The following is a 13,508-nucleotide window of genomic DNA, read 5'->3' on the forward strand; positions in this document are numbered from 1 at the left end:
CGGCGCGGTCAATTCGCGGGCACGCGTGAATGGACAGGACGTTGCCGGAACGCGACGACAGGCCCCGGTGGCGTCCCTGATGGAGACGATCATGAGTGAACGCGAGTCAATGCCGTATGATGTTGTGATTGTTGGTGGCGGGCCGGCCGGCCTGGCAGCAGCGATCCGATTGAAACAGCTGGCCAGCGCGCAAGACAGCGAGATTTCAGTCTGCGTTCTGGAAAAAGGGGCGGAGATCGGCGCGCATATCTTGTCTGGCGCAGTGGTCGATCCAATTGCGCTTGATGAATTGCTGCCCGATTGGCGCGAAACGGGCTGCCCGATGGCAGAGACACCGGTCACCGAAAACCACCACTGGATCCTTACCGAAAAGGGTCACCGCGAGGTGCCGCACTGGCTGCTCCCCGCTTTCCTCAACAATCACGGCACCTATACCGGCAGCCTTGGCAATTTATGCCGCTGGCTCGCCGAACAGGCAGAGGGGCTAGGCGTTGAAATTTTCCCTGGCTTTGCGGCGGCCGAAGTTCTTTTCAACGACGATGGGTCGGTAAAGGGCGTTGCGACCGGCGATATGGGGATCGCCCGTGACGGCACGCACAAGGGCGACTATCAGCCGGGTCTTGAGCTGCACGCCAAATACACCTTCTTCGCTGAAGGCGTGCGCGGGCACCTGTCCAAACAGCTGATCCGCCAGTTTGATCTTGCCAAGGACAGTGAGCCGCAGGTCTACGGCATCGGCATCAAGGAACTGTGGGACATCGCGCCCGAAAATCATGTCCCCGGTCGGGTGCTCCACACGCAAGGATGGCCGCTGAATGACAACGCCAATGGCGGCGCATTCCTTTATCATCAGGCCAATGGCCAGGTTGCCTTGGGGCTGGTCACGTGGCTGAGCTATAGCAATCCGCATCTTTCGCCGTTTCAGGAGATGCAACGCTGGAAGACTCACCCGTCGATTGCAGCAATTCTGAAGGGCGGCAAGCGCGTATCTTATGGCGCGCGGGCGATCAGCGATGGCGGCTTGCAGGCCATACCCAAGCTGATCTTTCCCGGCGGCGCGCTGATCGGCTGCTCGGCAGGCTTCCTGAACGTGCCGCGCATCAAGGGCAGCCATACGGCGATGAAATCGGGCATGATGGCCGCTGAAGCCGCCTTTGCTGCCATTGCCGAAGGCCGCACCAGTGATCAGCTGACTGCCTATCCGGCCGCTTTTGAAAAAAGCTGGGTTCACAAGGAATTGTCGGTGGTCCGCAATGCGCTGCCGCTGATCGAGAAGTTCGGGATGTTGGCGGGCGCCGCTTTGGCGACGGCAACGATGTGGCTGGAAAGCTGGGGCGTGAAAATGCCCTTCACGCTTGGCCATCACGCCAATCACGAAGAGATATGGCGCAAAGACCTGGTGCCCAAGATCGATTACCCGAAGCCCGATGGTATCTTCAGCTTCGATCGGCTTTCCTCGGTGTTCTTGTCGAACACCAATCATGAGGAGGACCAGCCGGTCCATCTTCAGCTTAAGGACCCGTCGGTTCCGATCGCCTATAATCTGCCCATGTATGACGAGCCCGCCCAGCGTTATTGCCCGGCCGGTGTCTATGAAGTGGTGGGTGAGGAAACGGGTGATCCAAAGTTCGTGATCAACGCGCAGAATTGCGTTCATTGCAAAACCTGCGACATCAAGGACCCAACCCAGAATATCAATTGGGTTGTCCCTGAAGGCGGCGGAGGGCCTACCTATCCGAACATGTAAGCTTCTAGCCATTGGTGTGCTGATGTTCGGTGCGCCAATGCCAGCACTGGCGGAGAGCAATCCACAGGTCCTGTCCGCGTATCTCCGCGCGCGTGCTGCTGATTCCGATGGCAAGGTGGGCATGGCGGCAGATGGCTATGCTCTCGCCTTGATGGCAGCGCCTGATGATGCGGTGATTGCGATACGCGCCTATCGTGTCGCGGTTTCGGCGGGTGACTTCACCTTGCTCAACCGCGCGCGTTCCGTGCTGGAACGGGCTGACATGGCCCCGGGCGACGCGGCGATTCTCGCGCTCGCTGAAGCTGGCCTTGCCGGGGATGCAACCGCGACACAGTCCGCGATTGAGCGGGTGAAGACGGGTGCGCTGAGCTTTCTTGTGCCGTCGTTCCGCGCTTGGGCGGCGTTTGATAATCCCAAGGCAGCAATGGCAGCGCTTGATGCCGCTGGGACGAACGCAATTGCCCGGCGTTATGCGCAGGAAAGCCGGGCGCTGATGCTGATTGCTGCTGGCAAGACGGCGGAGGCCAATGATCTGCTCGCCGTGCTGCTGCGTGCCGATGGCAATCAAGTCGATTTGCGCATTACCGCCGCCCAGTTATTTGCCAAAGCTGGCCAGCCTGACGCCGCACGATTACTGCTTGTTGGCAATGATCCCTCCGTCGTGGCGGTGCGGAACAATTTGGGGGCAGGGCGTGCGGCCAGCACGGCGCTGGGCATTTCCTATCTCCTCACCCGCCTGGCGAGCGACCTTAACGATGGCGAAGCGTCGCGCTTGTTGATTGTGATCGCGCGGGCGGCGCTGCGGATAGACCCAGGCAATGATCGGGTGCGCTTGCTGCTCGCCAGCGCTTTGGCGCGTGACAATGCGCCGGACCATGCACTCACCGTCCTTACCGCGATCGCGCCGGGTAATGCGTTTTACCAGGTCGCGGAAGCCGAACGGGTTGAGCTGCTGCACAAATCCGGTGATGCCAGTGCCGCGCTTGCCGCTGCCGCCGCGCTTGCGGAGGCACCCAGCGCCACGATCAGCGATTTCCGCCGTTATGCTGATTTGTTGATCGAAGCAGGGCGTGCAGAGGCCGCTGTTGGTGCCTATCAACGGGCCATCGATCGCGACCGGGCAGCTGCGGATTGGGTGCTGTACCTGCAGTTGGGCAGCGCGCTGGACCGTGCCGGGAAATGGCCGCTGGCCAAAACGATGCTTGAAAAGGCCGTGGCGCTTGCCCCTGACGAAGCGGTTGCGCTTAACTATCTTGGCTATGGCTTGTTAGAACATGGCGGCGACCTGAGCGTGGCGGGGAAGCTGCTGGAGCGCGCCAGCATGCTGCGGCCACAGGATTTGTCGATCCTTGATTCGCTCGCCTGGGCCTATTTCCTCCAGGGCGAAACGATGCGCGCCCTTCCCTTGCTGGAAACGGCAGCAAAAGGGGAGCCTGCCAACAGCGCCATTAATGAGCATCTTGGCGACGTCTATTGGAAGGCCGGGCGGCGCTATGAAGCCCGTTACGCTTGGCAGGCAGCAGCGCTGCTCGCCAAAGACGCCGATGCCGATCGGATCGTCGCCAAAATTGCCAACGGCCTTGTCGCCCGCTGAGATCCCATCATGATTGTCGAATGCGCTCCGGCCAAGATTAACCTCGCCCTGCATGTCCGCTGCAAGCGCCCGGATGGCTATCACGAACTTGAGACGCTGTTTGCCTTTCTGCAGCATGGCGACACAATTACCCTGAACCGTGCCGATGAGACCCGGTTTAGCGTGACAGGGCCTTTTGCTGCTGCCTTGGCGGGTGAGGGCGATAATCTGGTCCTGCGCGCGGCATCGCTGTTTTCGGCGCGATTTGGCGATCCGGGGCCGTTGGATATTTTGCTCGACAAGCATTTGCCGGTTGCTTCGGGCATTGGCGGCGGATCAGCAGACGCAGCGGCGACCTTGCGGGCGCTTGCCAGATTGACCGGCATGGCAGCTGACGACCCCGCGCTGTTTACGATTGCCGAAGCGCTGGGCGCCGACGTGCCGGCCTGCCTGCTCGGGCGGAGCGCGGTTGGCACTGGCAAGGGCGAACAACTGGACCCGGTGGCGGGGCTGGTCGACACACCCGTGCTGCTGGTGAACCCCGGCGTTGCCGTTTCGACGGGGCCGGTATTTCGGGCCTGGGACGGTGTGGATCGCGGCGGCATTGGCCCCGGCGATCTGCTTGCCCGCGCGATGGCTGGCCGAAATGATCTGGAGCCACCGGCCCGCGCGCTGGCGCCAGTGATTGGCGACGTCGTGGCGCTGTTGCAGGCGCAGCCAGGGGTGATGCTCGCTCGAATGTCGGGATCGGGGGCGACCTGTTTTGCCCTGTTCGAAACGGTGGCAGCGCGGCAGGCCGCCGCCGCAACTATTGCCCTGGCCCAGCCGGGTTGGTGGTGTCTCGAATCGGCACTGGCGTGACAGTTTTGTGTGTCGTTTTGGGACTATGCGCGACGGTGTTGGCCCCAATCAACGGCAATCCGGGTTTGGCCCGATCCTTGCTGCGTTGAGGGGTGAGCGGGTCCGTCGCCTTGAGCGCCGCGTCCGTGGATGGTCCCCGTTTCCCCGGGCATTATCAGGGCCGAAGGGTGGCGATCGCATCGCCACCCTTCGCCAGACTCCCTCCTTGCTGATCGCGGTGCCATGACGCCAGAAATCATCGCCGGCCATGGCCCGATTTTGCTGATTTGCGACCACGCGTCCAACAGCGTGCCGCCCGGCATCGACCTGGGGATTGCCGCTGCCTTACTCGACAAACATATCGCCATCGACATTGGCGCTGCGTCAATAACGCGCGCGCTGGCGGCGCAGCTCGGCGCACCAGCAATCCTGGCGACGGTGTCGCGGCTGGTGATCGATTTCCACCGGCCGCCGGATCATGCCGGTTTGGTGCCTGAAATCAGCGATGGCCACTCTATTCCCGGCAATGTCGGCGCGGATCGGTTTGATCGGATTGCACGCTACCACGCGCCCTATCATCGCGCGCTTGGCGAGATGATCGGCAGCTATCGGCCCCGCCTGCTCGTCTCGATCCACAGCTTCACGCCCGCACTGGAGAGTGGCAGTGCGCCGCGCCCGTGGGAGATTGGCATTTTGTACAATCGCGACACCCGCGCCGCCCATCGAGCAATTGCTGCGTTCCAGCGTGTTGGCGTGGTGACGGGCGATAATCAGCCTTATTCCGGTCGCGATCTGAATATGACGCTCAATCGCCACGGCGAGGGGAATGGCATTGCCAGCTTTGCGATTGAACTGCGCAATGAGTTGATTGATCACCCGTCCGGCGTCGACCACTGGGCTGGCGTGATTGCGCCGGTTCTGTCGGGCATTGCTCAAGCGATTCAGTCCGCCTAGCGTCGAGCGATGATCCGCCGTTACCAGTTCTTGTTCGGCCTGACCGTCCCGATGCTTGCCAGCTGCGACGGGACGACACCAATTTCTGCGCCGGTGACAACCAGTACGACCGCGCCCAAAGCGATCGTTGATCACAATCCCGCGCATATCGTCTGCGCGCGGCGGGGGAGCGATGTTTTTGCCGCGACCTGCACGGTTGAGCGGGAGACGGATGATCAGGGACTGTTATTGACGATTCGGCATCCCGATGGCGGTTTTCATCGTTTCCGCGTGACGACGGACGGGCGCGGCGTGATCGCCGCCGACGGCGCGGAGGCGGCGCACGTGACGGTGTTGGGCAAAGACCAGATTGAAGTGGCCCTGGGCGGCGATCGTTATCGTTTGCCTGCGACGATTGGCCGACCAACGCCACCCGCACCATGACGCTGATTGCCGGTTTGCCGATCGTCACGGCGACCGAAATGCGCGCCGTCGAGGATCAGGCAATCGCGGCAGGCCGCAGCGTTGATGATCTGATGGCGCAGGCCGGGGCTGGGGTCGCGGATATCGTCGCCCAGCAGGCGAACGGTCGGCGCGTTTTGGTCATTTGTGGTCCCGGCAACAACGGCGGCGATGGTTATGTCGCTGCGTGTCGGTTGGCCGAGGCTGGGCTGTCGGTGCGGGTTGCCGCCATTGCAGCGCCGCGTACCGATGCGGCGATCCGCGCGCGTGCCGCCTGGCATGGCCCGGTTGAGGCGTTGGCTGACGCTGCGCCCGCGCCGGTGTTGGTCGATTGTCTGTTTGGGACGGGACTGACGCGGGCAATTGATCCTGCGATTGCGGCGGCGCTGGTCCGGCTCGTCGCCGCAGCAGAAATCTCGATTGCGGTCGATTTGCCCAGTGGTGTTGCCAGCGATGACGGCATGCTGCTGGGCGCGGTGCCAGCCTTTGATCGCACCGTCGCACTTGGCGCTGTGAAGCTGAGCCATCTGCTCCAGCCATCGGCCAGCTTGTGCGGGATGATTGATGTGGTTGATCTAGGCCTGGACCTGCCGGGAACGACGACGGTCCTGGCACCGCCGGTGCTCGGCCCACCGCCACCTGCGGCGCACAAATTTTCGCGCGGGATGGTCGCGGTGATCAGCGGGGCGATGGCAGGTGCGGGACTGCTTGCCGCCATTGCCGCCCTGCGCAGCGGCGCGGGCTATGTCACTGTGCTGGGTGGAGAGGGCGGCGGGCCGCACGCGCTGGTCCATCGGCCGCTCAGCGCGACAACGCTGGCCGAACCCAGGATCGGCGCTTTGGTGATTGGGCCCGGGCTTGGGCGCGACGAGGTTGCCCGGGCAAAACTGGCGGATGCGCTATCCACTGCCCATAAATTGCTCATCGATGGCGATGCGCTGCATCTGGTGAGCGTTGATCAGCTTGCCACACGCCGCGTGCCGATGGTCCTGACGCCACATGCCGGTGAATTCGCCGCTTTGTTTGGCCCAGGGGTTGGCAGCAAGATCGACCGGACCGGGGATGCGGCGCGGCGCAGCGGCGCGGTGGTGGTGTTCAAGGGTGCAGATACCGTCATTGCCGATCCAAAGGGCCGAGTGATCGTCGCCGAACCGGGCAGCAGCTGGCTGTCGACGGCAGGCACCGGCGATGTGCTCGCTGGTGCGATTGCGGCGATGCTGGCGTCGGGCCTGCCGCCGATCGACGCCGCCGCTGCCGGGGTCTGGCTGCATGCCGCCGCCGCCCGCCGCTGCGCGGGTGCTTTCATTGCCGATGACCTTGCTTTTGCGCTCAGCGCCGTCAGGGGAGGGGTATGACAGATCAAAACATCATCGTGCGCGTCGCCGGGCGGGGCGAGGGGGTGACGGCAGATGGCCGCCATGTGGCACTCGCAGCGCCGGGCGATACGCTGACCAGCGATGGCCAAGTGCTACCCGGCCCACATCACCAGCCACCGCCCTGCCAGCATTTTCCGCGCTGTGGCGGGTGCCAGCTCCAGCATCTCGACGACGAGAGCTATGCGCAGTTCATCGTCGATCGGATCGCAGGGGCGCTCGCCTCTCAGGGGCTGACGACCCAGATCCGCGCGCCCTTGCTGTCCCCGTCGCACAGCCGCCGCCGCGCGAGCTTTCATGCCGAGCGCAAAGGCAACCAGGTGATTTTGGGTTTCAGCCAGGCGGGCAGCCATGATCTGGTCGATCTGAAATCATGCTGGATCCTGGATCCGGTGCTGTTCGAGTTGCTGAAACCCATGCGGGTGCTGCTCGCCCGATTGATGACGGCAAAGCGCCGGGTGGAAATTCAGCTGACCATCGTCGATCAGGGCGTCGATATGCTGATCACCGGGGTTGCTGCCGAAGGGCTAGATGCAGCCGAGGCGATTTCCGCTTTTGGCGGCGCGCATGGCATTGCCCGGATTGCGATCGACAATGGCCTTGGTCCTGAGACGCGTTGGGAACCGCTTGGCGCGACCATCACGCTTGGCGGTGTGCCAGTGCCCTTCCCGACAGCGGCATTTCTGCAGGCAACGCCAGAGGGTGAGGCGGCGTTGGTCGCCGCCGTCCGGGAAGCGGTCGGGGCGGCAAAGACAGTGGCGGATTTGTTTGCCGGCCTAGGTACCTTTACCTTCGCGCTGGCGCCTGCCGCTAAAGTCTATGCCGCAGAGGCTGGGCGTGATGCGCTGTTCGCGCTGAAGGCTGCCGGCGCCCGCGCCCAATTGCCGGTCTTCGCCGATCACCGCGACCTTTATCGGCGACCGCTGCCCCCCGCCGAACTAGACCGCTTTGACGCCATCGTGATCGATCCGCCGCGGGCCGGAGCAAAGGAACAGGCCGACGGGTTGGCGGCGAGCAAATCACCGGTGCTTGCCTATGTTTCGTGTAATCCCAGTACTTTTGCGCGCGATGCAAAGACAATCTGTGATGGCGGGTATCAGCTCGATTGGATCCAACCTGTCGGGCAATTTCGCTGGTCGACCCATATCGAACTCGCGGCGAAATTCAGCCACCGGGGGTAAAAGCCTAGCACTCTGGATTGGACCAACCCAAACCCCGTTCGCCCTGAGCGAAGTCGAAGGGCAAGCGAAGCGCGTGGGCTTCGACTTCGCTCAGCCCGAACGGCTATGAGGTTGAAGCGACCTAACGTCATCACGCTCTATCGGTAATCGGCGCGCACGAAAAACAAGCCGTCGGGCGGCGCATTCAGGCCAAGCGCGGCGCGGTCGCGCGCGTCGAGCGCCGCCGCCATGTCGTCAGGCTGCCATTTCCCTTCGCCGACCAGCGCCAGGCAGCCGACCATCGAGCGGACCTGATGATGCAGGAATGAGCGCGCTGAGGCCGCAATCCGGATCACATCGCCTTCGCGCGTTACCTCTAGCCGGTCGAGCGTGCGGAGCGGGCTGTCTGCCTGGCAATGGGCCGAACGAAAAGTCGTGAAATCATGGCGTCCGATCAGCCGGGCGGCGCCCGCTGCCATGGCCTGCGAATCGAGCAGCGCGGGGACACGCCATGCCAGGCCGCGTTCGACCGTCAGCGGGGCGCGGCGGTTGATGATGCGATATTCATAATGCCGCGCCACGCAGGAAAAGCGCGCATGCCAGTCATCTGGGGCGATTTCGCAAGACAGGATGGCAACGGGGGCGGGGCGGAGCAATGCGTTGAGCGCCTCCATCAGCCGAAACGGCGTTATCGCGCGGGCGATATCGACATGCGCGCGCATCCCATAGGCATGCACCCCGGCATCGGTGCGGCCGGCGGCATAGACAGCGGGTTGTTCCGGCACGATTCGGGCAATCGCTTCCTCAATCGCTTGCTGCACGCTGGGACCGTGCGGCTGGCGCTGCCATCCCATGAAGGGGCGACCGTCAAATTCAATCGTCAGGGCAAAGCGCGTCAAAGCTGGGTACCGGCCGGAATCGGGAAACCGCGCAGCAATTCGGATGTCGGCATGACGCCACGACCAGCGCGCTGAATCTGGGTTGGGATCACCACGCCCGAGCCACAGGCAATTTCCAGCGCGTCGCCTATCACCTGACCAGTCAATCCGCTGCCCGCGCCAATCATGGCCGCATGGATACGGAAGCGTTCGCCGCCATGTTCAAAGAATGCGCCGGGGACGGGATTGAACGCGCGGATCAGCCGTTCAATTTCATCGGCGCTGCGGGTCCAGTCGATCCGTGCCTCGGCCTTGTCGATCTTGGGGGCATAGGTCATGCCGTCATCGGGCTGGGGAGCGGGCGGAAAAGCGGCAATGTCGGCGAGCACTGTCGTCATCAGCCTGGCGCCCATGGCACTGAGTTCATCGGTCAGCGCACCAGCCGTTTTGCCGTCGATCGGTGTTGCCGCGCGGTGCAGGACCGGCCCGGTATCGAGCCCGGCCTCCATCTGCATGATGCACACCCCTGTTTCGGCATCACCAGCCAGGATCGCGCGCTGGATCGGCGCTGCCCCACGCCAGCGCGGCAGCAATGAGGCATGAACGTTGAGGCAGCCAAGCCGGGGGGCAGCAAGTACCGACGGCGGCAAAATCAGCCCATAAGCAGCAACCACCGCGATATCAGCCCCAAACGCGGCGAACTCGGCCTGGGCGTCGCTGACCCGCAGGCTCAGCTGTGTCCTGACGGCAATCCCCAATTGTTCAGCCCTGGCCTGTACCGGTGAGGGCATCAATGCCTTGCCACGCCCGGCAGGCCGTGGCGGCTGGCTATAGCTGGCGACGACGTCATGACCGGCATCGACCAGCGCCTGGAGCACCGGGACCGAGAAGGCGGGGGTGCCCATAAAAATTATGCGGAGGCGATTTGGCTGCATGCCCCCTCCTTCGCCGCTTGGCATTGCGGGTTGCAACCCCTTATCTGTCGCGGATGGCTTCTCCTGAAATCGATGCGCTCACCCAGGCGCTTGCCCGACTGCCCGGTCTCGGTCCGCGATCGGCGCGCCGAGCGGTGCTCCACTTGCTCAAAAAACGCGAAACCGCGCTTGATCCGCTGCGCGCCGCGCTGGATGCGGTGGGGGATCGGCTGACGGCATGCGACACCTGTGGCAATGTCGATACCACCAATCCGTGTGGTATCTGTGCCGACCCGCGCCGGGACCAGCGACTACTTTGTGTTGTTGAGGAAGTCGCTGACCTCTGGGCGCTCGATCGGTCACGGCTGTTTCCGGGGCGTTTCCATATTCTTGGCGGCAAGCTCTCCGCGCTTGATGGCGTGCGGCCAGAGGATCTGTCGATCGACCAGCTGGTGCGGCGGATTGCGGCGGGCGGGATAGATGAGGTGGTGTTGGCGATGAACGCGACGCTGGAGGGACAGACCACCGCGCACTACATTGCCGAGCGGATTGAACAGTTTCCGGTGCGGGTGACGCAACTCGCGCATGGGCTGCCGGTGGGTGGCGAGCTCGATTATCTCGATGAGGGTACGTTGGCCCAGGCACTGCGGGCGCGGCGGCCGGTCGGCTAAGCCCGCTCGGTTAAGCCCGCTCGGCTCAGCAATAACGCCATCTTGACGATTGCCTGCTCGTTTCTTAGCTGACCATCATGACCGTCCACAAAATCGTCGAGATTCCAGACCCGCGCCTGCGGACCATTTCCACGCCTGTTGAGGTCGTGGATGATCAGGTGCGGGCGCTGATCGACGATATGTTCGATACAATGTACGCCTCACGCGGGATCGGCCTGGCCGCCATTCAGATCGGCGTGCCGAAGCGCGTGCTGGTTATCGATCTTCAGGAGGAAGGCGAAGACGGCAAAGCGGTGCGCGATCCGCAGGTCTTCATCAATCCCGAGATTGTCGCCGCTGGTGACGCATTCAACATCTACAATGAGGGCTGCCTGTCGGTTCCCGATCAATATGCCGAAGTGGAACGCCCGGCCAGCTGCCGCGTGCGCTGGCTCGACCGTGACGGCAACGCGCATGACCAGCAGCTCGAAGGGCTGCTTGCCACCTGCATCCAGCATGAGATGGACCATCTGGAAGGGATCATCTTCATCGATCATCTGTCGCGGTTGAAGCGCGAAATGGTGCTCAAAAAACTAGCCAAGCAGCGCAAGGCGGCTGCTTAAGGCCGTGATCGGCACCTTTTCGGTGCACTTGCTGCAAATCATTTGAAATCATCACCCGCTTTGGGCCAAGCGTTGCCCGGCATGGGCGGCTTGCGCCCGGCTGAGAGGGTGTTTGGATGACCGATTACCGCCTCTATGGCATGCCCGGTTCGCTTTATACGGCCAAGGCACGGTCCTATCTGATCAAGCAGCGGATCGATTTCGAAGAAGATATCCCCGCCGCTGCGGCCTGGCCGGATATTACCAAGGCGATTGGTCGCTGGATCATCCCGGTGCTGGAAACCCCGACCGGCGAGATTATTCAGGACGGCGCGGCAATCATCGACCATGTTGAGGCGGCCGGACTGGCGCGGCGCAGTGCTTATCCCGAAACGCCCGTCCATCGTGCGATATCGCTGCTGTTTGAATTATTTGGTGGCGAAGGGCTGTTGCGCCCGGCGATGCATTATCGCTGGGATTTTGATGCCGAGAATCGTGATTTTCTAAAGACAGATTTCGTGGCTGCACTGATGCCCGGGGCAACAGGTGATGTCGCCGAGGCCGTTTTCGGTGCCGCTAGTGGCCGGATGCGCAAGGCGAAACAGGGCTTTGGTGTCTCCGACGAGACCATCCCCGTTATCGAAACCAGCTATGAAGCGTTTCTCGCGCTGTTCGATGCGCATCTGTCGGGCCATTCTTATCTGCTCGGCGGGCGGCCGACGATTGGCGATTATGGCCTGATTGGCCCGCTCTACGCCCATCTCGCGCGTGATCCCTATCCGGCGCAGATCATGAAGACGCGCTTTTTCCATGTCTGGCGCTGGACCGAGCGGATGAATGCGCAACAAGCCTTGCTCGATGGGCTTTGTCCCACCGAAGCATTGATCGCGGATGACGGCGTCCCCGAAACGCTGATCGCGCTGCTGCGCTTCATTGCGGAGGACTATCTGCCGGAACTCGCCGCGCATGTCGATTTCGCCAATGACTGGATCGATCGCCATCCTGATCTTCAGACCGGCACCAACGGGTTGCCCGATCCCGGTACGCGGATGATTGGCAGAGCGAGCTTCGATTGGCGCGGGATGCGGATCGAAACAATGGTGATGCCGTACCGCTTCTACCTTCTCGAACGCGTGCAGACAGCAATCGCTGCTGCGGGCGAGCCATTGACTGACATCCTGGCGAACATCGGGCTTGAAGCGGTGGCAACACTTCAGACGCACCGTCCGGTTGAGCGACTCGGGAATCTGGAAGTCTGGGGTGCCGATCGCCGCAGTTAAACGATCAGGCGGTTGGCGTGGTGGCTGGTAGGATCACCATCACCCGCACCCCGCCGAGCGGCGATGCGCCAGCATCGATGCGGCCATGATGCGCTTCGACGATCGCCTGCGCCGTTGCCAGACCAAGCCCGGAGCTGGTGACTGATTCGCCAGGGAGGACGGTGGCGCGGTAAAAGGGTTCGAACAGCCGCTGGGCAAGATCGACGTCAATCCCGGGCGCGCTGTCATCAATAATCAGTCGCCATGCGCCACGGCTTTGCTCCAGGCCCAGCTGGATACGCCCGCCCGGCGGCGTATAGCGCAGGCTGTTTTCGATCAGCGCGGTGAACAGCTGTTCGATCCGCGTCCCATCCCATTTTACCAGCACGGTGGTGGCTGGGAGTTTGCCGGGCTCAAGCGTTACCTTGGCCCGCTCGGCACGGCGCTTGTTGGTCCAGATCGCATTATGGATCAGCGCGCAGGGATCGACCTGTGCGAAATTGACGGGCAGACGCCCCAGATCGGCGAGGGCAACGGCTTGAAGATCCTCGGTAATTTCGATCAGCCGCTGAACATTATCATCGATATTCTCGAACGATTCAGCCTGGATAACATTGTCGCTTTCCCGCGCGGCGCGCAGTTGATCGCCGAGCGTGGCGACGGGTTTGCGCAATTCTTCTGCAATCGCGACCAGCCAGGTGCGGCGCGCGGTTTCGAGGCGATCGAACGAGCGGGCGATCCGGCGCAGATTGCGCATCGTCACAACGGTTTCCTGCGGGCCGATTTCTTCGAATTCGGCCGCGAAATTACCCTCGGCAACCGCGTTGCTGGCATCAAGCAGGTTTTTTTGAGGCCGACCGATACGATTGGCGATCATGCTGCTGAAAATCAGCATCAGCAGCAGCATCACGCCGAGCACCGCGCCAATCACGATCAGCTGTTCGCGCAGGAACACCGTGCGGGCAACCGCTGCGCCCAGGCTGCTCGACAGCGTCTGAAAGCGATCAAATACGAAATTCAGGCCGACGATCAGCGCGACCGACGGGATCGCTGTGACCAACAAAGCCTGAGCGGCGAGCACCATAAAAAGCCCGCGAGATAGCCGCACAATAAGTCT

At 62.6% G+C, this 13,508-nt stretch carries 13 protein-coding genes; 10 read left to right on the plus strand and 3 right to left on the minus strand.

Features of this window, described 5'->3' with window-relative positions; genetic code table 11:
* The first annotated feature begins 91 nt into the window (after window positions 1-91).
* From B7Y43_RS05070 to B7Y43_RS05100, 7 genes are all read left to right on the plus strand, one after another.
* Window positions 92-1,747 (plus strand): electron transfer flavoprotein-ubiquinone oxidoreductase, encoded by a 1,656-nt coding sequence (locus B7Y43_RS05070; protein ID WP_374130535.1) that lies wholly within the window; start codon window positions 92-94, stop codon window positions 1,745-1,747.
* Between the two features lie 22 nt (window positions 1,748-1,769).
* A complete protein-coding gene (locus tag B7Y43_RS05075; protein ID WP_374130536.1) occupies window positions 1,770-3,341 on the plus strand; it encodes a hypothetical protein in 1,572 nt (523 codons plus the stop codon).
* Between the two features lie 9 nt (window positions 3,342-3,350).
* Complete coding sequence (locus B7Y43_RS05080; RefSeq protein ID WP_374130537.1) at window positions 3,351-4,181, plus strand: 4-(cytidine 5'-diphospho)-2-C-methyl-D-erythritol kinase; 831 nt, start codon at window positions 3,351-3,353, stop codon at window positions 4,179-4,181.
* 222 nt (window positions 4,182-4,403) lie between these two features.
* The gene (locus B7Y43_RS05085; RefSeq protein WP_374130538.1) at window positions 4,404-5,114 is read left to right on the plus strand and encodes an N-formylglutamate amidohydrolase; all 711 of its coding nucleotides are present in this window, start codon (window positions 4,404-4,406) and stop codon (window positions 5,112-5,114) included.
* Window positions 5,115-5,123: 9 nt separating this feature from the next.
* Window positions 5,124-5,537: a hypothetical protein gene (locus B7Y43_RS05090; RefSeq protein WP_374130539.1), complete on the plus strand. Its 414-nt coding sequence runs from the start codon at window positions 5,124-5,126 to the stop codon at window positions 5,535-5,537.
* Window positions 5,534-6,910, plus strand: coding sequence for an NAD(P)H-hydrate dehydratase (locus B7Y43_RS05095; protein ID WP_374130540.1), 1,377 nt, complete (start codon window positions 5,534-5,536; stop codon window positions 6,908-6,910). The genes B7Y43_RS05090 and B7Y43_RS05095 overlap by 4 nt, the downstream gene beginning before the upstream one ends.
* Window positions 6,907-8,109: a class I SAM-dependent RNA methyltransferase gene (locus B7Y43_RS05100; protein ID WP_374130541.1), complete on the plus strand. Its 1,203-nt coding sequence runs from the start codon at window positions 6,907-6,909 to the stop codon at window positions 8,107-8,109. Before B7Y43_RS05095 ends, B7Y43_RS05100 begins: the two co-directional genes overlap by 4 nt.
* A 137-nt stretch (window positions 8,110-8,246) precedes the next feature.
* Here B7Y43_RS05100 and truA read toward each other — a convergent pair whose 3' ends face one another.
* Entirely contained in the window at window positions 8,247-8,987 is a 741-nt protein-coding gene (gene truA / locus B7Y43_RS05105; RefSeq protein WP_374130542.1) for a tRNA pseudouridine(38-40) synthase TruA, read from the minus strand.
* The gene (gene fmt, locus B7Y43_RS05110) at window positions 8,984-9,901 is read right to left on the minus strand and encodes a methionyl-tRNA formyltransferase (protein ID WP_374130543.1); all 918 of its coding nucleotides are present in this window, start codon (window positions 9,899-9,901) and stop codon (window positions 8,984-8,986) included. The genes truA and fmt overlap by 4 nt, the downstream gene beginning before the upstream one ends.
* Before the next feature lie 53 nt (window positions 9,902-9,954).
* On the opposite strand from fmt, the gene recR reads away from it, so the two are divergent.
* From recR to B7Y43_RS05125, 3 genes are all read left to right on the plus strand, one after another.
* The gene (gene recR / locus B7Y43_RS05115) at window positions 9,955-10,551 is read left to right on the plus strand and encodes a recombination mediator RecR (protein ID WP_374130544.1); all 597 of its coding nucleotides are present in this window, start codon (window positions 9,955-9,957) and stop codon (window positions 10,549-10,551) included.
* Between the two features lie 77 nt (window positions 10,552-10,628).
* Window positions 10,629-11,153, plus strand: coding sequence for a peptide deformylase (def, locus tag B7Y43_RS05120; protein ID WP_374130545.1), 525 nt, complete (start codon window positions 10,629-10,631; stop codon window positions 11,151-11,153).
* A gap of 116 nt (window positions 11,154-11,269) precedes the next feature.
* Window positions 11,270-12,412, plus strand: a complete 1,143-nt coding sequence (locus tag B7Y43_RS05125) for a glutathione S-transferase N-terminal domain-containing protein (RefSeq protein WP_374130546.1) — start codon at window positions 11,270-11,272, stop codon at window positions 12,410-12,412.
* 4 nt (window positions 12,413-12,416) lie between these two features.
* Here B7Y43_RS05125 and B7Y43_RS05130 read toward each other — a convergent pair whose 3' ends face one another.
* Window positions 12,417-13,499, minus strand: a complete 1,083-nt coding sequence (locus B7Y43_RS05130; protein WP_374130547.1) for an ATP-binding protein — start codon at window positions 13,497-13,499, stop codon at window positions 12,417-12,419.
* Between the last annotated feature and the right edge of the window lie 9 nt (window positions 13,500-13,508).

It is taken from the genome of Sphingomonas sp. 28-62-20, assembly GCF_002281505.1.